Source organism: Marininema halotolerans, assembly GCF_900116235.1.
Lineage (GTDB): Bacteria > Bacillota > Bacilli > Thermoactinomycetales > DSM-45169 > Marininema > Marininema halotolerans.
Window position 1 is genome coordinate 146,151 of record NZ_FPAA01000005.1, and the last position, 16,911, is coordinate 163,061.

14 protein-coding genes are annotated in these 16,911 nt (G+C 44.1%); 7 read left to right on the forward strand and 7 right to left on the reverse strand.

Annotated elements, in window-relative coordinates:
* Positions 1-71 precede the first annotated feature (71 nt).
* Entirely contained in the window at positions 72-410 is a 339-nt protein-coding gene (locus tag CHX35_RS08085) for a hypothetical protein (RefSeq protein WP_091836429.1), read from the reverse strand.
* Between the two features lie 170 nt (positions 411-580).
* Between CHX35_RS08085 and CHX35_RS08090 the strand changes: the two genes are divergently transcribed.
* Positions 581-1,009: a thiol-disulfide oxidoreductase DCC family protein gene (locus tag CHX35_RS08090; RefSeq protein ID WP_091836431.1), complete on the forward strand. Its 429-nt coding sequence runs from the start codon at positions 581-583 to the stop codon at positions 1,007-1,009.
* Positions 1,010-1,145: 136 nt separating this feature from the next.
* Here CHX35_RS08090 and CHX35_RS08095 read toward each other — a convergent pair whose 3' ends face one another.
* Positions 1,146-2,606, reverse strand: a complete 1,461-nt coding sequence (locus tag CHX35_RS08095; RefSeq protein ID WP_091836711.1) for a M36 family metallopeptidase — start codon at positions 2,604-2,606, stop codon at positions 1,146-1,148.
* Positions 2,607-2,918: 312 nt separating this feature from the next.
* The gene (locus tag CHX35_RS08100; protein ID WP_091836433.1) at positions 2,919-4,445 is read right to left on the reverse strand and encodes a M36 family metallopeptidase; all 1,527 of its coding nucleotides are present in this window, start codon (positions 4,443-4,445) and stop codon (positions 2,919-2,921) included.
* Between the two features lie 268 nt (positions 4,446-4,713).
* Between CHX35_RS08100 and CHX35_RS08105 the strand changes: the two genes are divergently transcribed.
* Positions 4,714-5,283, forward strand: a complete 570-nt coding sequence (locus CHX35_RS08105) for a thioredoxin family protein (RefSeq protein WP_091836435.1) — start codon at positions 4,714-4,716, stop codon at positions 5,281-5,283.
* Between the two features lie 123 nt (positions 5,284-5,406).
* Here CHX35_RS08105 and CHX35_RS08110 read toward each other — a convergent pair whose 3' ends face one another.
* The 4 genes from CHX35_RS08110 to CHX35_RS08125 form a co-directional block, all read right to left on the reverse strand.
* Positions 5,407-6,279 carry a glycerophosphodiester phosphodiesterase gene (locus tag CHX35_RS08110; RefSeq protein ID WP_091836437.1) on the reverse strand — a complete coding sequence of 291 codons (873 nt, stop codon included), beginning with the start codon at positions 6,277-6,279 and terminating at the stop codon, positions 5,407-5,409.
* 144 nt (positions 6,280-6,423) lie between these two features.
* A complete protein-coding gene (locus CHX35_RS08115; RefSeq protein WP_091836438.1) occupies positions 6,424-7,677 on the reverse strand; it encodes an alkaline phosphatase in 1,254 nt (417 codons plus the stop codon).
* Between the two features lie 174 nt (positions 7,678-7,851).
* Positions 7,852-9,111: an alkaline phosphatase gene (locus CHX35_RS08120; RefSeq protein WP_091836440.1), complete on the reverse strand. Its 1,260-nt coding sequence runs from the start codon at positions 9,109-9,111 to the stop codon at positions 7,852-7,854.
* A 188-nt stretch (positions 9,112-9,299) separates the two neighbouring features.
* Positions 9,300-11,453 carry an ATP-dependent Clp protease ATP-binding subunit gene (locus tag CHX35_RS08125; RefSeq protein ID WP_091836442.1) on the reverse strand — a complete coding sequence of 718 codons (2,154 nt, stop codon included), beginning with the start codon at positions 11,451-11,453 and terminating at the stop codon, positions 9,300-9,302.
* A 197-nt stretch (positions 11,454-11,650) separates the two neighbouring features.
* Between CHX35_RS08125 and CHX35_RS08130 the strand changes: the two genes are divergently transcribed.
* From CHX35_RS08130 to CHX35_RS08150, 5 genes are all read left to right on the forward strand, one after another.
* Positions 11,651-11,968, forward strand: a complete 318-nt coding sequence (locus tag CHX35_RS08130) for a hypothetical protein (RefSeq protein ID WP_091836444.1) — start codon at positions 11,651-11,653, stop codon at positions 11,966-11,968.
* 294 nt (positions 11,969-12,262) lie between these two features.
* Positions 12,263-13,210 (forward strand): type I pantothenate kinase, encoded by a 948-nt coding sequence (coaA, locus tag CHX35_RS08135; protein WP_091836446.1) that lies wholly within the window; start codon positions 12,263-12,265, stop codon positions 13,208-13,210.
* Between the two features lie 30 nt (positions 13,211-13,240).
* A complete protein-coding gene (locus CHX35_RS08140; RefSeq protein ID WP_091836448.1) occupies positions 13,241-15,031 on the forward strand; it encodes a PAS domain S-box protein in 1,791 nt (596 codons plus the stop codon).
* Between the two features lie 118 nt (positions 15,032-15,149).
* On the forward strand, positions 15,150-15,563 hold the full coding sequence (locus CHX35_RS08145) for a DUF6194 family protein (protein ID WP_091836449.1): 414 nt from the start codon (positions 15,150-15,152) through the stop codon (positions 15,561-15,563).
* Positions 15,564-15,833: 270 nt separating this feature from the next.
* The gene (locus CHX35_RS08150) at positions 15,834-16,892 is read left to right on the forward strand and encodes a type III polyketide synthase (RefSeq protein ID WP_091836451.1); all 1,059 of its coding nucleotides are present in this window, start codon (positions 15,834-15,836) and stop codon (positions 16,890-16,892) included.
* Positions 16,893-16,911: the final 19 nt, after the last annotated feature.

Sequence of the window (16,911 nt, forward strand, 5' to 3'; positions counted from 1 at the left end):
CTGTTCCCCTTGCTGGCATCCAAGGGGGAGGGCATCATTTTTAAAAGCGTCCCATCATGGGACGCTTTTTTTTATGGGGTGTGATTGGTTGGTGTTTTGCAAACTCCCGACCAAGGTCCGTCACAGGGTGGGGGAGGCGGAGGGCAGCAAGTCTGGCACTGGCGGATTAACTGTTTGAGCATTTTCGTCGTATGTCGACTGGAACGATAGGTTTCCCAAAGCTGCCAAGGATCAACTGAACAGTATTCCTGTAGCACAGGGACAGGTACCGGATAGGGTACAGGTTCGGGTACAGGCTGAATGGGCGGCATTTGCGGCATGGGCATTTGGGGCATCGGTGCGGGTTGTGGCATTTCCGGTGCAGGCATCGGTGGAAGATTGTACTTCTTTTTGGGTCTACGTTCTGCCATGGCACAATCACTCCTTGTAGTTTTTTTGCCATGGTATCTTATGCCCGTCTATCCGCGGTCGTAATGGGTCAAATGCCTGTTTTGTCGATGCTTAGCTTGAACCATGGTCGACTCAAGAAAGAACAGTCTGGTAAGATTGGAAGTAACAAAAGGTAAGGAGAGGGGCGTCCATGACACCAAATCATTTCGATACGCGGCACCCCATTGTGTTATTTGATGGAGTTTGTAATGTGTGTAATGGTGCTGTACAGTGGATTATTCGTCATGATAAGCAAGGGAAATTTCATTTCGCATCATTACAATCGGAAGTGGCTGACGCTTTGAGTAAAGAACGTTCCTTGCCTTCGACTTTGCCAGATTCCATAATCCTGCTGGAGAATGGGAGGGTATCGATGGAATCAACGGCTGTGTTGCGGATATGCAGGGGGTTAGATGGCTGGTGGAAAGGGTTGTATGGGTTGATCCTGGTGCCTCGATTTATTCGTGATCGGATATATCGGTGGTTTGCCCGAAATCGTTACCGTTGGTTTGGTAAACAGGAAACCTGTATGATACCCACACCGGATATACGGAATCGGTTTTTGGATCAAAAAAACTAACCCCCTTCTCTATCAGTAGAGAAGGGGAGATAGTCACAAGTGAAGTTTGCTAAGGTTATGGATTTGTGAAAAAAGGGTCGCTTTTTAGGTGTATGGTGGAAGATTTGAGGGTAGAGGTAGAGAACAAGTGGATTTTTTATTTAATTCCTCGAGCAGCAAATATCGCAGTGATTTTATCTTTATGTGCACTACCATAGAGGGAGGCATCCGCAGCTAGCATGCCTTTGTAACCATCACTAAACGAGGCATTCGGAGTAAGGGACCAGTGGGATTGAAGGACAATTTTCGTGGCTGTATCGCGGCCGAAGGTGCTTGCCATATCATATAGCGCCTGGGACCAAATTTCACCATCCGCATGGACTTCGCCTTCCCAATCGGCAGGGTAAACTTTGTTGTTATCCAAGCGACGGAGGCAAGGGGGATTACTTGAAGAGTAGGAAGTTGCATCCCATTCACCAACACATGCTTTACCATATGAGGAGGAAGAGGTTGCATCTTCGTAGGTGGCTCCTAGGAAATCACCGAAACCCTCACCCATGGCCCCGCCTTGAGAGGAGTTTCCAAAGCCAGGTACTTGATTATCTTGGATAGAATGACCGTATTCGTGGGTAATGATTCCTGCATCCTCTGCATCATCTACACCACCAGAGCCGAAGGTGAGTTTCTTGTTAGAAGGATCGTAGTAGGAGTTATCATCGCTGATCGTATTTACATTCGCAGTAATGGAACGATTATTGATGTTGTTAAAGCCGAGGGATTGGATATACCGTTGCATGGTGTCGATGTGATAATATACCATGACATCTTCAAAGCTATTTTTAGCACGAGTATAGTTGAAGGTGTTGGTTGAAGAGTAAGTATTGGCTTTTGAAGAGATGGTGACATAGGATCCTTTGAGATATCCTGTTCCGTTTAACCCCAATAAGGATACCGTTTTTAACTGATTGTTCAGTGCGGTACTATCCCTATCCCTGTTATCTGAAAAAGAGGAGGTGGCCCCATAGGATTCGAGGGGATTGGGTTGAAAAACTTTCCCTGTACCGGTTGCTTCTTGGTTGAGGTTTTTCTTGGTTAAGACCTTCCCGTTTTCTGCATGGACATAAGTTTCCCAAGCACCATAGGGCTTGCTGGTATGGGATACCACACGAACCACTGGAATGGCCTTTCCATCCTGAATGGTATACCCATAGTTTTGAGTGGCAGGAGCAGACTGATCCTTTTCCTTTGCACCAATTCGTTGCAGGGCTTTACTTTGAACGGCCTTCGCGGAAAGTTTGGATTTGATGGCGACAACTTCGTTATAGGGGGTGTAATCCGAGACGACAAGTTTTGCTTTTCCCTGAGGAGAGACCGTAACGGTGACTTGTTTCGTAAAGACAGGGTGATTATTAATCGTTTCTTGATAACGTACATAGGAAGCGGCTTTGGTTCGGATGGTGGTGACATACTTTAAATCGGATAGATTTTTTTTCAGTTGATATTTCGTTGCGTGTTTTTTCAGAAAGTTGTCGGCGGCCTTTTTTATTTGACTGGATGAGGCAATGCCTACCTTTTTTGATGCGTCTCCCTTTGCAGCAAAGGTTCCTGGAGCAGCCATTGTCAATGAAAGGACGGAGCAGACGGACACAATTAAAGCCAATCGAAAGCCTTTTTTATGAACCAAGGTCGAGCCCCCCTAATCTTAATTTTCAAAAATATTTTACAATTATACGAGTCTATTAGCAATAGCTTACGAGAGTATTTTGAAAATTTTTTTGCTAGTTTCACATGGTCGCGTATGATGAAAGCCTACTTTTTTCAATCGTGATAAGGTGGGAGAGGCATCTTCTTATTAAAGAATGGAACCATTCCCCGGGAAATAACTAGAGGGGAATGGTTCCGTGTAGATCATCACTCATTCATGAATTCGTTACTGTGTGGAGATTCCACGTTGAGCAAAAATGGATTGAATGGTTGAGCTGTGAGAACCACCATAAATCGATTTATCTGCTGCAACGATTGCTTTTGCCCCGTCTCTAAACGAAGCATTTGGGGTGAGGGACCAGTGGGACTGAAGAATTATAGTAGTAGCAGTATCACGTCCAAGGTAATTGGACATATCATACAAGGCTTGAGACCAGATTTCGCCATCCTCATGTGGTTCGCCTACTAGATCATTGGGGTACACTTTATCGTTATCTAGACGACGAAGGCAGGGTGTGCTAGCACTTGAATACGCTACCGCATCCCACTCTCCTATGCAAGCCTTTCCGTAGGAAGAGGGGGCAAGAGAATCTTCATAGGTTGCACCTAGGAAATCACCAAAACCTTCACCCATAGCAGCAGCTTGTGATGAATAGCCGAATCCTGGGACTTGGTTATCCTGAATGGAATGACCGTACTCATGGGTGATAATTCCAGCATCTTCAGCATCATCAACACCACCAGATCCAAAGTACAACTGTTTTGTACCTTGTGAATAGACGGAATTGTCTTCATCATCTACATTGATATTTGCGACGATCGAACGGTTGTTGATGTTTTTAAACCCGAGGGATTGAATGTAGCGTTGCATCGCATCGATGTGGTAATACACCATCACATCTTCAAAACTATCCTGAGAGCGAGTGTAATTAAAGGTATTTGAAGAGGAGTACGTACCCGCTTTGGATGAAATACTGACATAGGATCCTTTAAGATAGCCAGTTCCATAGAGGTTATACAAGTAGACAGATTTTAGCTGGTTGGTCAGTGCGCTAGAATCTGCATCATTGTTATCTGCAAAACTGGAGGTTGCTCCGTAGGATTCGAGCGGGTTGGGGCGAAATACTTTTCCTACCCCGGTAGCTTGTTGGTTGAGGTTTTTCTTTTTAAGGACGGTTCCCGTATCGGCTTGAACCATGGTCTCCCATGTACCATAAGGTTTTTTCGTATGGGAGACGACACGATAGACTGGAATAGCTTGTCCATCTTGAATGGTATACCCATAGGATTTGGCGGTGGGTGCAAAGGTATCGTTTGATTTGGCACCGATTCGTTTCAAGGCTTTGCTTTCTACGGTTTTGAGGGCTAGTTTCTTTTTGATGGTTTTGACTTTTTTATAAGGGACGTAACCTGAAACAACTAATTCTACTTTGCCTTTTTTGTTGATCGTTACGGTTACTTCTTTGCCGAAGACTGGATGACCATCGATAGATTCTTGATAACGAACAAAAGTTGCTGTTTTCGTTTGAATTGTTCGAATATACTTCAAATCAGAAATGTTTTTCTTCAGCTTGTACTTCTTTGTGTGTTTTTTCAGATAGTTATCGGCAGCTTTTTTAGCAGTTGCAGAAGTAATCGTTGAATGATTAGTGCGTTCTTTTGCGGCAGCAATATCAGGGGTGACAACCGTTAGAGCCAGCATGGAAAAGACAGAAGTGATGAGAGCCAATTGCATTCCTTTTTTACGCAACATCGAGTCGCCTCCTAAACTCAATTTTCTAAAATATTTTACGATTAAGAGAGAGATTTGACAACACTTTTTTTAGAAATGGCAATAACTTTATTTTATATCGATAGTTAACCCATTAAATAATAGGATCTAAATGGGTTTTAAATTGAGAATGTTTGGTTATTTGGGTGGTTGTAAAGGGATGATGAAAGAGTAAGCGAGAAGGGATTGGAAGGGGATGGGCTTTCCTTGTTATACTGGAAGAAGTGAGAAATAGAAAGGGTGATAGAAGATGGCACGTACAGAATCAACAATGCTTGCTCTAGGGAGTGAAGCCCCGTTTTTTTCATTGGTGGATGTCGTGACAGGTAAAATCGTATCCAGAGAAAGTATTGGGTCTGCACAAGCTCAGGTGATCATGTTCATCTGTAATCATTGTCCCTTTGTCATTCATGTACAGGAGCAGTTAGTTCAATTGGCAAAGGATTATCAGCAAAAAGGAATTAATTTTATTGCCATTAATTCAAATGACGCAAAAGCGTATCCGGAGGACTCCCCTGATCGGATGAAGGAAGTGGCACAGGAAATGGGATATCCCTTCCCTTATCTTTTTGATGAGACTCAGGAAGTTGCAAGAGCGTTCCAGGCAGCCTGTACTCCTGATTTCTTTATTTTTAACGAAGAATGGAAATTGGTTTATCGTGGTCAATTGGATGATTCTCGTCCAGGTAATGATAAACCCGTTACGGGAGAATCCATACGAGCAGCGCTTGATCATCAATTAGCAGGGACACCGATTCCAACCCAGCAGAAACCAAGCCTTGGGTGTAACATTAAGTGGAAGGATAACAATTCCAAATAAGGTTATACATAGGTTTTGGTAGTTTTTTGATATAGGAAATAAAGGAAATGCCGCCAGTAAAATTCTTGGCGGCATTTTGATATAGCAGCAGATTCACAAATTATTCAGGTGGGTGCTGGTCGATTAGCGATGCACCATTTTTTTTAGCTGGTCTGGGTAGTTGGTAAAGATCCCAGTAACTCCCCATTCAATTGCTTGGTTCATTTGCTGGGGGTCATTGATGGTGTAGGGATGAATATCCAGGCCGTGATGGCGTACTTTGTGAACATAATGGCGATCGATTTTACTAAAATTCGGACCGACTCCGTAGGCATACTTCTTAATCTCGTGTATTTCTTTACCTGTGATTTTTCCCTTGCCTTCTCCTTCATACCATAGGAGTTGGATGAGTGGGATATGGGGATTCATTTTATGTATTTTTTTTAGGCTATCTGCGCTGAAGGATTGAATAATGACTTGTTTTTCTTGAAGGGCCTTTGGTGTAAGAAGTCCATGGGCGTCTAATGTTTGTAGTAGTTTTTCTTCCATTCCAGGGTAAACATCAGGAGATTTGGTCTCAATGTAATAGTTTGTAGATTGACCAAAGTGGTCAATAACTTCGTCAAGGGTTGGCACTTTTAGTCCAACATAACGGGATTGAGCCAGTTGAGGATATGTGTGATTAAACCAGGAACCGGCATCCAGTTTCTTAATTTCTGCTAAGGTGTGATCTTTAACAGCGCCAGTACCATTGGTTGTACGATCCAATGTTTCATCGTGCATGTTAATGAGCTGACCATCTTTTGTCATTTGGATATCGATCTCAGTGTAGTCGCCACCCAGCTGTTTACCCAATTTGTAGGAGGGCATGGTATGCTCGGGTGCATAACCAGAGGCGCCTCGATGAGCGATATTTAGCACTTTCTTCCCCTCCGCATGGGCTGGTGTTAGCCCTGTAGTAAAGGTAGCACACAGAATAGTAAACAGAATACCCGCTTGTTTCCATGTCTTATTCATAGTCAACAACCTTTCTATCAAGAGAGTTGTGGAAAAATTAGGACCAAGAAAGTCGATAAGACCCTGTGCATAATCAGCATAACAGAAATGGGTGCCAGTTTGAGAGGTAATCTCTATACTGACACCCATTTCTTGAAGTTGAGATTAGTAGCCCTTTAGCGTACGTAGCATAACATCATGAATATGCGTATTCTCGTAAGTTCCTGTCAAGAATTTAGAACCTGGGCCCATGGATGTTAAAGGAATGTCAACCCCAGTGTGACTGGTGCTTGTCCAATCCACGATAAAGCTTTTATCAGAATGAGCGATAGGGAAGGGTCCATCTTCTTGGGAGATGCCATCACCCGACTCATCGGACTTATTGGTATCCTCAATGGTCATGCCGCCGGTTTCATGGTCGCCTACAACGATGACCAGGGTATCACGGTGTTTTTCTGCATAGGCTTTAGCGATGGCTACAGAATTATCAAATTCAATGCCTGATTGGATAGCCAATTTAGCGTTGTTACTGTGGCTCATTTCATCGGTTCCTTCTTCTTCCACCATTAGGAAAAATCCATTTCTGTTTTTAGAAAGTGTAGAAATTGCTTTTTCGGTCATCTTTGTTAAAGGAACAGCAGGATTATATGTGGCATCCGGATCGCCTTCCGTTCCTGATGTAAACATTTCTTCATTGGCAAATAGGCCAAGAATGCGATTGCTCTTGGTTCTTTGAAGCCCTTTTTGGTCATAGACGTAAGCATAACCATGATCTTGTGCCTCTTTGATTAGGTTGCTTTTGCCTATGCTTTTGCTATCATCATCATCGGCAAACTTACCGGGTGTACCTTCAGGGTAAAAATAATTTTCTCCGCCACCTAATAGAACATCAGGCTTTGTTACCTCAATGAATTGTCGGGCAATTTCGCTTTGATCTCTCCGCGTCTCAACGTGAGCGCCAAATGCGGCAGGAGTGGCGTCAGTGATTTGACTTGTCGTGACGAGTCCAGTCGCTTTCCCCATTTTTTTGGCTTTTTCCAAGACCGTAGGGACAGGTTGTTTTTTTCCGTTGACACCGATTGCACCATTATAGGTTTTAACACCTGAAGCCATTGCTGTCGCAGATGCAGCAGAATCGGTAATGAGGTTTTTGGGATCATCAGGAGAGGTGTGAACAAGTCCTGCTTTGGAAAGGTCATCCATGGCAAGATTGTTATTCAGGCCGACTTTGGAGAGGCGGATGGCTTGACGTTGAGCGGCGCCCATACCGTCACCCACCATGAGAATGACATTTTTCGGATGCTTTGAATGATGAAAAATGGATGGATTGGATGAAGCCCATGCAGGGGTGATAGAGACGGTGAGAAGTGCTGCTGCCGCTACCATCGATCCACTAATCCATGCGCGTTTCCGGTACATTGGATCACTCCTAAAATTGATGATTGGATAAGCCATGTTCATTATAGGGATAAGAGTTTATGGGAAACGTGGAAAAAAGGTTAATTATTTGTAAAGAACGTTGGGTGTGTGCATAAAAAAGGGCAGATGCCAAAGATTCTTTGTGGCATCTGCCTGTGTATGAAGAATGAACTTTTAACGGTCGCTGAGTACTTGGTACATAACATCATACAGGGTGGTATTTTCATACATTCCGGTTAGTCGTTTTGACCCAGGTCCCATGGCAGTCAGAGGAACATCGACACCTGTATGATTTCCCGTTGTCCAGTCGATGATGAAGGTTTTACTCGAATGGGCGATTGGAAAAGGGCCATCTTCTTGGGATAATCCATCCCCGGATTCATCGGGATGACTGCTATCCCCCTCGTCCTCAATCGTCATCCCGCCAGTTTCATGATCGCCAACGACAATGACCAGTGTGTCCCCTTGTTTTTTTGCATAATGCTTGACGATTCCGACTGTTCGATCAAAGGCTTGTCCAGATTTTAAAGTAAGCTCAGAATTATTGTTATGGGCCATCTCGTCGATGCCTTCTTCCTCAATTAAAAGAAAGAACCCGTTCTTACTTTTGTTTAAGGTATAAAGGGCTTTTTTAGTCATCTCCTTAAGTGGGACGACAGGTTGATATGTAGCTCCTTCATCCTCAGGAGCTTGTATGAACATTTCTTCATTGGCAAACAAGCCAAGAATTTTTTTGCTGGTTGTTTGTCGCAACTCTTTTCGGTTGGATACATAGGTATAACCGTTTTTTATCGCTTCTTTTACCAAATGGGAAGGTGCACTACTTTTTTGTTTATCCGTATCAGGATACTTCCCCGGATTGCCTACAGGGTAAAAGTAATCTTCACCACCGCCAAGAAGGACATCGGGTTGGCTTTCTTCGATCATCTGTCGAGCAATTTCACTTTGCTCTTTTCGGTTAGTTACATGAGAAGCGAATGAAGCAGGCGTTGCATCCGTAATTTGGCTGGTGGTAACCAAACCAGTCGCTTTTCCCATCTGTTTTGCCCGCTCAAGGATTGTAGGAATGGGTTGTTTGTTATGGTTGACTGCAATCGCACCATTATAGGTCTTTACACCCGTTGCCATGGCGGTTCCAGCAGCTGCCGAGTCAGTAACAGTTGCTGAGGAATCAGAAGGGGAAGTGTGGACAAGGCCGCTGATCGGCAGGTTATCCATTTCTAAGTTTCCATTTAACCCCACTTTAGAGAGACGTATCGCTTGTCGATGTCCTGCTCCCATTCCGTCTCCAATCATCAATATGACATTTTTAGGTGTGTGATGATGACTTGCAGCCGTGTTTGAATCGGCCCAAGCAGGTATCACCGCAATAGCCGCGGCAATTGTCGTCACTGTTGCAATCGATCCACTAATCCATGCGCTTTTTTTCAACATGGAATCACTCCTTCAAAAATTTGAATTCGTGAACTTGGGATATCTTCGGGGAAGGGTTATCATTTAAAATCCAACCCTCCCCATTATATCGAATGATAAATAATATAAAAAGTAAAAAAATGCGATTTATTCCAGTTTATTTGGCAAATAAAAAACCGCCGCTGAGTAAGCGGCGGTTCAGTCAGTGATTAGGGGGTAGTCCTGACCATCAGTTCTTCATCATGGATGTCAATAAGAAGAGTTGACACTTGTTCATCGTCAAGCATTCGGTCAGCAATGCCATCTTCGACCTTTTCTTGAATGACACGACGGAGGGGTCGTGCCCCAAAGGAAGGATGATAACCGAGAGCTGCCAATTTACTTTTGGCGGCGTCACTGATGGAAAGTTTAATCCCTTGTTCTTGAGCGATATCTTGAACGTCTTTTAACATGAGTTCAACAATTTGCAGCAAGTCAGGTTGGGAAAGGGAGCGGAAAGGAATGATTCCATCGAGTCGGTTTAAAAACTCAGGCCGGAAATAATCGGAAAGTGTATCGAGGATTTCCGTGTGGGATTCCTCTGTCTGATCATTGTCAAAACCAATGGCTGCCTTTGGTTTCATGTCTACTCCCGCGTTACTGGTCATGATAATCAGGGTATCACGGAAGCTGACGGTACGGCCTTGGCTATCGGTGAGACGTCCATCCTCCATGATTTGCAAAAAGAGATGTTGCACATCAGGATGAGCCTTTTCTATCTCATCCAGCAACAAGATGCTGTAGGGATTGCGGCGAACACGTTCCGTCAATTGTCCAGCTTCTTCATGTCCTACGTAACCTGGAGGAGAACCAATCAGTTTGGAGACCGTATGCTTCTCCATATATTCACTCATATCTAAGCGAATCATCGCATCGATATCTCCAAAAAGTTCCTTTGCAAGGGTTCTAGCAAGCTCTGTTTTCCCAACACCGGTTGGCCCCACAAAGAGGAAGGAACCGATTGGACGAGAGCCTTTTCGAAGACCGGCACGATTGCGGCGAATGGCTTTCGCCACTTTTGTCACTGCATCGGTCTGACCGATTACTTGTGCGTTTAACCGTTCAGCCAAATCCCTCATCTTCTGCTGTTCATCTTTTTGTAGGCGACGAACAGGGATCCCGGTTTTTAATTCCACAAGATGTTGGATGGTTTCGCTATCGACAATCGCTCGTTGGGATTGCTCTTCAGCAGTCTCTAACTTTTGTTCCAATTGCCGTTCTCGATCCCGTAATTGACCTGCACGTTCATACTCTTCTAGCTGAGTGGCTCGTTCTTTTTCAGCAGTGATTTGAGCGAGCTGCTCTCGAAGTTCAGCGCTCGAATCTGTTACGTGAGACAGGTTGATCTTGGATCCCGCTTCGTCCATAAGGTCGATGGCTTTATCGGGTAGAAAACGATCCTGGATATAACGATGTGAGAGCTGTACACAAGCTTGGATGGCTTCTTCTGTGTATTCGACTTGATGATAGTCTTCATAGTTTTTGCGCAATCCTTGAAGGATACGGATGGCTTCCTCAACCGAAGGTTCATTCACCATAACGGGTTGAAAACGACGTTCTAGGGCCGCATCCTTCTCAATCTGCCGATACTCTTTTAACGTGGTGGCTCCAATGACTTGAAGTTCTCCCCGAGAAAGAGCGGGTTTTAGTATATTACCAGCATCTTGGGAACCTTCAGCAGAACCTGCACCTACTAATTGGTGAATTTCATCGATAAATAGAATGACTTGTTGACGTTCTTGTAGCTCGGTAATGAGCTGTTTCATTCGTTCTTCAAATTGACCTCGAATGCCTGTGTTTGCAACGAGGGAGGAAACATCTAATAGATAAACTTGTTTGTTTTTTAGTTTCTGAGGTACGTTGCCTTGGGTGATGCGTAGCGCTAATCCTTCTGCGATCGCAGTCTTTCCAACTCCAGGTTCTCCAATCAAGACAGGGTTGTTTTTATTCCGCCGGTTTAGGGTTTCAATGACGCGATCCACTTCTTTTTCTCTTCCAATCACAGGATCGATCAGTCCTTGTGACGCTGCCTGATTAAGGTTTTTTCCTAATTGATCAAGTAACCCCCCTCCACGACCGGTTGTCGATGGACGAGTGGTGGCGTTGTTCTTATGGGAATCAGAGGCGAATTTTGAGGGTTGCCCCATAAAAGTTTGGAAGAAATTCTGTAAAGAGTGGTCACCTGGGAACCCAGCTGGATAAGGAAATTGATTTTTCACTTGGTTATAACAATCTTGACAAAGGTGAAGATGTGTTTGTTTTCCATTAACTTGAAGATGGAGCTCCACGATTGCCGAGTCTTGGTTACATTGTTGGCATTTCATGTGACATACCTCCTTCATTGGATGACACACATTGACTTTGACTAACTTTGACTTTCGATAGGCTTATTATACTCTGACCTTTTCTGACTTTCAAGGGGTGTTCATGAATAATTTTGGAGTAATGGTTGGTGAAGGCCGATACTCAACTGTATAAAGGGCAGAGGTAGGTGGAATCCTGAGTGCCAAGGAGGGATACCATGCAGGGAAATCCAGAGCAATTTCAACTATCGAGTGTCGATCAGGCATTGATGGATGATCTGACGAATCGAGTGAGGGAATGTTATCAAGAGATGACTCGTATTGCGATGCGTACGATGAATGGACATTTTCTTTCAGATACGGAATTTAGCCGTTCATTAGATGAAGTGCTCAGTGATACCCAGATCCATTTAGATGGGACAGCGGATCCTTTTCATGACGCGGAAATTTGTTGGCCGACTGGAGAAGGTCATCGGTTATGTTATCAAAAAGGGGGCGGAAAAGTGGTGCTACGAGTAAATGAGGGGAGTCGATAGGTACGTCCTCTTCTGACTTCGCCACATAAAGGATTAAAGGATTAAAAAAACGGGGGGTTTACGATTAAACCCCCCGTTTTTTTAATCCTTTACAAATATTTCTCCCTTCTTGAAGCATTATTTATTTATATTAATATTTTGTTTTTACTAAGTTTAAGATTTATACTGGATGTGGGAAAAATATATCCCTGAATCAAAGGATGGTTTCCTATAACTACATAAGTAATGGTAGAATACGGGGAGAAATATGGACGGCCGGTCCGTCGAGGAATGTACTGATGAGGAGACGATTGTATGCCTGCCTATTCATCTTTTTCACCGTATCTCACCTTCTTTTGTGAAGAATGGAAGTCGTTACGTGAGTCGGTGCCTCTAACCTTAGATGAAAAGGATTTAGAGAAATTACGAGGGATTAATGAAAATATCTCCCTAGAAGAAGTTTCCGATTTTTATTTGCCATTATCACGCTTGTTAAATGTACTTTTTGCACAGAATCAGGATACTTATCGAGCCACTCGATTGTTTTTAGGCGATATCAGTCCGCAAGTTCCTTTTTTAATAGGTGTTTCGGGAAGTGTCGCGGTGGGCAAGAGTACAACGGCTCGCGTTTTGCAAGCGTTATTAAGCCGTTGGCCGGATCATCCTCACGTTGAATTGGTCACGACGGATGGTTTTTTGTACCCGAATGCGATTTTAGAAGAACGGGGAATTATGCATCGTAAAGGGTTTCCTGAAAGCTTTGATCGTCAAGCACTTCTTCGTTTTATGTCGGATGTAAAGTCGGGTTCACCTGTTGTAACGGCCCCTGTGTATTCCCATCTGACCTATGATATTGTGCCCGATGAAAAAAAGATTGTTCGCCAACCTGATATTGTGATAGTCGAAGGGTTAAACATTCTTCAAAGTTTGGACGTGGAGGGTGAAGAGCGAGCCTCTCTATTTGTGTCCGATTTCCTCGATTTTTCGATTTATGTGGATGCTGCTAAGGAAAATATTGCGCGATGGTATGTGGAACGCTTTCAAATTCTGAGAAAGACGGCATTTCAAGATTCGCGTTCTTACTTTCGTCGGTATGCTGATCTATCTGAAAAGGAAGCAAAAGCATTGGCCAATCGAATATGGAATGAAATTAACCTACCTAATCTTGAGGAAAATATATTGCCTACAAAAAATCGAGCACGTTTAATATTGGAGAAAGGTCATAACCATTCAATTGAGCGTGTGAAGTTACGTAAATTATAATGAAAAAAGAGTGAAAGACGGGGGGTTGCGATGAAACCGGAGGGGAATCGCGAAGAGGAGTTCTTGCTTACTCATGGGAAAAGTTTTTTGCGACAGATGTCAGAAGGTGTGCTTTGGATCAGTTGCCAAGGAAGAATTTTATATGCAAATCGGGCAGCGAGTAATTTTTTAGGAAGTAAAGAATTGGGTGGCATGCGGGTGGACGAATTACTTCCAGTGGGCTATTTATCAGAGCCAGTACCAATTCACCACCCGGATGGCACCCTCTGTTGGTTGAAGGGAACACAAAAAGTAACAAATAACGAAGACGGGACACTGGTAACTTTACGAGAAGTAACCTGTGAAGTGGAAGCCATTGAAGCACAGGGATGTAGTGAGAGAGCACGTTTACAAGCGGCTCGCCTTGCCCAGTTAGGCAACTGGGAGTGGGATTTTAAAAGTGATTATCTGATTTGTTCCGAGGAGATTACACGCTGGTTTGAGGAGAATCATGATCGTAAAATTCCTGTGAAACAAGCATTTTCACTGATTCACCCTGAAGATAAGAAAAAAGTAATTCAGCAGTTGGATACTGCGATTAATGGGGGTGGACTGGATCTGGAATTTCGCATTTGGCGTCCGGATGGTGAATTGCGAGTTGTGCGGCAAACCGGAGAGGTTGAATGGAGTTGCGATGGAGATCCTTGTAAGGCTTGGGGTACAATTCAAGACATTACGGATGTCAAACTAGCAGAAGAGGCTCTGGCCCTTTCTGAAACAAAATTTGGGTCGGTTGTGCAATCGGCACAGGATGCCGTCATTCTCGGAGATTGTAATGGACGCATCCTCTCTTGGAACAACGGGGCGGAGACTCTCTTTGGATATACAGAAGAAGAAGTGATCGGAAAGCCTTTTATTATGCTATTGCCTGAGGATCTTCATGAGCTATACCAACAGAAGTTAGATCGTCAATGGAGTGAGAACCATATTGTATATCCAAGTTGTTTGACTGAAATACAGATGATGAGAAGAGACGGATCGTTGGTACCCGTCGAGATGGCTTACAGCTTCGGAGGTAAGGTTGAAAACTGGATCTTTATCTGTATCGTCCGTGATATTAGCGAGCGTAAAAAAACCGAAGAAAGACTAAGGCAATCGGAAAAATTAACGGTGGTTGGCCAATTGGCGGCAGGCGTTGCGCATGAAATTCGCAATCCTTTAACAGCTCTGCGTGGTTTTGTGCAACTCCAATTTGAACAAGGAGAGGTTCGAGAGATTATGCTCAAGGAGTTGGATCGAATTGAGTGCATCTCCCGAGAATTCCTTCTATTAGCAAAACCGCAATCGATTAGGGTCGCAGAAGAAGATCCCTATGGTTTATTAACGGATGTGCTTACGTTATTGCAAAGTCAAGCGCACCTGCAACGTATTATGATTGTTACAGAGATTGATAAGCCACTTCCTCGAATCCGGTGTGAGGCCAATCAGGTGAAACAAGCGGTGATGAATTTATTGAAGAATGCGATGGAGGCGATGGAAGAAGGCGGTACGCTTCATGTTTGTCTCCAAGGAGATGGTGAAGGGGCGACTTTGACCATTACAGATGAAGGAAAAGGGATTGCTCCTGATCATCTACAGCGGTTAGGGGATCCATTCTTTACCACGAAGGAAGACGGGACAGGACTCGGGTTGATGGTGACTCGGCAAATTGTTCATCATCATGGGGGCATCCTTACCTTTGATAGCGAGCTAGAAAAGGGTACGACCGTTACCTTATGGTTACCGATTAATACGGACTTTGCAACGGAAGAAGAGAGAGAAGCTGTGCAAATTGTTCAATAGCAAAAGCAACAACCACCTTCTTTGAGAAAGTACTACAAGGCTGGATAGAAGGTAAGTCGTGGAGGGTTACCTTGGACCTGCACTGAATCGGATGATCTGAAAGACAGGAGGAATGGTAATGAATAGCGCGGATTTTGAAACATTTGTGATGGCATTACCCAATGTGCAATGCGTGAAGAACTTTGGCTATTCGTTATTCTTTGTTGGTGATGATCATCGCTTACCCTTTGTATCAATTGCCCATTCAGACAATGACTTTGATAATGTGTCCAACCTTGATCGTGAAGGTGTATTTCGTCTCAATATCGGAGTAAGCAAAGCGACGTTTAACGACCTCAATTCTTGTCTACCCGATGGCGAAATTGACTTTTCAATGGTAAATGTGTTTCTACCCCATCCTCACTATGCCTCTCAACATTTTGTCTGTATCCTTAACCCCGATGGTGATCATGTCGTAAGAACAAAGCAATTGATTAAAGAGGCTCATGCTATTGCAGAAAGTATCCATCAACGTAAGAAAGATAGGCGGTGAAGGATGTGAAGGATCAATCATCCTTTTGGATAGAGTGGTATTAGGGTGTAGCATTCACTCTATGGTGCTGTTGGCTTCTTTGCCGGCAGCACTTTTTTTCATAAGTGGTCCAGTTTTAACTGATCCCTCAGAACCTCCGGCTCTACCTTTTGGATCATCAACCAGCCTGAGAAGATATAAGTAAGGAATTAATTCGTGTATGTTTCTAAATGGACGGGATACGCTATAGGCACAGTTGGTGAGAATGATTGGTAGTTAGGGGGAATTCGTGTGCCTCGTATCATGGCTGTGGGGACAGCTGTCCCTGATCATACATTGAAGCAGGATGAAGCTCGCGCTTTTGCAAAGGAATTGTTTCAAGATGCATTCACTAATATTGATCGGTATCTCCCCATTTTTGAACATACATCCATACAGACGAGAAGGCTCGCACGTCCGCGCGAGTGGTTTGAAGAAGAGCGACCCTTTTCTGAACGGAACGATGCGTATACGGAAACAGCTTGTCAATTGGGAGAATTAGCATTACAACGATGTTTGGAGGCAGCAGGAATTCAAGCGAAGGAAGTGGATCATCTGTTTTTTGTCTCCACTTCAGGGATTGCTACCCCGAGTATTGATGCACGCTTGGTTCATCGGCTTCATTTTTCACCTCATGTGAAACGGACTCCCATTTGGGGGCTGGGGTGTGCAGGTGGTGCCGCGGGATTGGCACGGGCATATGAGTATGCACGCGCTTTTCCTGAAAGTCGTGTTGTGTTATTAGCCGTGGAATTATGTAGCCTTACCTTTCGCAGGGGAGATCGGACGAAAAGTAATCTAGTAGCAACCTCGCTTTTTGCAGATGGAGCAGCAGCTGTTTTAATTACCGGGGATCAAGTTTCTCTGCCCACACAGAACCGTCCACAAATTATTGACACCCTAAGCACAACATGGCCAGATTCCTTAGATGTGATGGGGTGGGATGTGGATGATAATGGATTGCGGGTGGTTTTCTCCCGCGATATTCCCAATCTTGTGCGGCGAGAAGTCCGTCCAGCGGTAGAGGGTTTTTTATCGCGACAAGGGTTAGGGTTAGGGGAATTAGACAGGGTAATTGCTCATCCAGGAGGCATGAAAGTCCTTTCTGCCTATGAGGAAACCCTTGAACTTGATGCACAGGTGTTGGGTTTTTCACGTTCGGTATTAGGAGAATTTGGGAACATGTCATCGGTTACGGTTTTATTTGTCTTAGAAAGAGAACTAGCAGAACAACATCATGAAGGAAGTTATGGGCTATTAACGGCACTCGGTCCAGGATTTAGTTCCGAAATGATGCTACTGCAATGGTGAAAAAGAAAGGGGAGCAATG

Bases quoted from the DNA above. Each gene is read 5' to 3' on its own strand.
- CHX35_RS08090 (WP_091836431.1), top strand. From the start codon at position 581: ATGACACCAAATCATTTCGATACGCGGCACCCCATTGTGTTATTTGAT.
- CHX35_RS08115 (WP_091836438.1), bottom strand. From the start codon at position 7,677: ATGTACCGGAAACGCGCATGGATTAGTGGATCGATGGTAGCGGCAGCA.
- CHX35_RS08145 (WP_091836449.1), top strand. From the start codon at position 15,150: ATGAATAGCGCGGATTTTGAAACATTTGTGATGGCATTACCCAATGTG.
- CHX35_RS08140 (WP_091836448.1), top strand. From the start codon at position 13,241: ATGAAACCGGAGGGGAATCGCGAAGAGGAGTTCTTGCTTACTCATGGG.
- CHX35_RS08085 (WP_091836429.1), bottom strand. From the start codon at position 410: ATGGCAGAACGTAGACCCAAAAAGAAGTACAATCTTCCACCGATGCCT.
- CHX35_RS08130 (WP_091836444.1), top strand. From the start codon at position 11,651: ATGCAGGGAAATCCAGAGCAATTTCAACTATCGAGTGTCGATCAGGCA.
- CHX35_RS08110 (WP_091836437.1), bottom strand. From the start codon at position 6,279: ATGAATAAGACATGGAAACAAGCGGGTATTCTGTTTACTATTCTGTGT.
- CHX35_RS08095 (WP_091836711.1), bottom strand. From the start codon at position 2,606: ATGGCTGCTCCAGGAACCTTTGCTGCAAAGGGAGACGCATCAAAAAAG.
- CHX35_RS08105 (WP_091836435.1), top strand. From the start codon at position 4,714: ATGGCACGTACAGAATCAACAATGCTTGCTCTAGGGAGTGAAGCCCCG.
- coaA (WP_091836446.1), top strand. From the start codon at position 12,263: ATGCCTGCCTATTCATCTTTTTCACCGTATCTCACCTTCTTTTGTGAA.
- CHX35_RS08120 (WP_091836440.1), bottom strand. From the start codon at position 9,111: ATGTTGAAAAAAAGCGCATGGATTAGTGGATCGATTGCAACAGTGACG.
- CHX35_RS08125 (WP_091836442.1), bottom strand. From the start codon at position 11,453: ATGAAATGCCAACAATGTAACCAAGACTCGGCAATCGTGGAGCTCCAT.
- CHX35_RS08100 (WP_091836433.1), bottom strand. From the start codon at position 4,445: ATGTTGCGTAAAAAAGGAATGCAATTGGCTCTCATCACTTCTGTCTTT.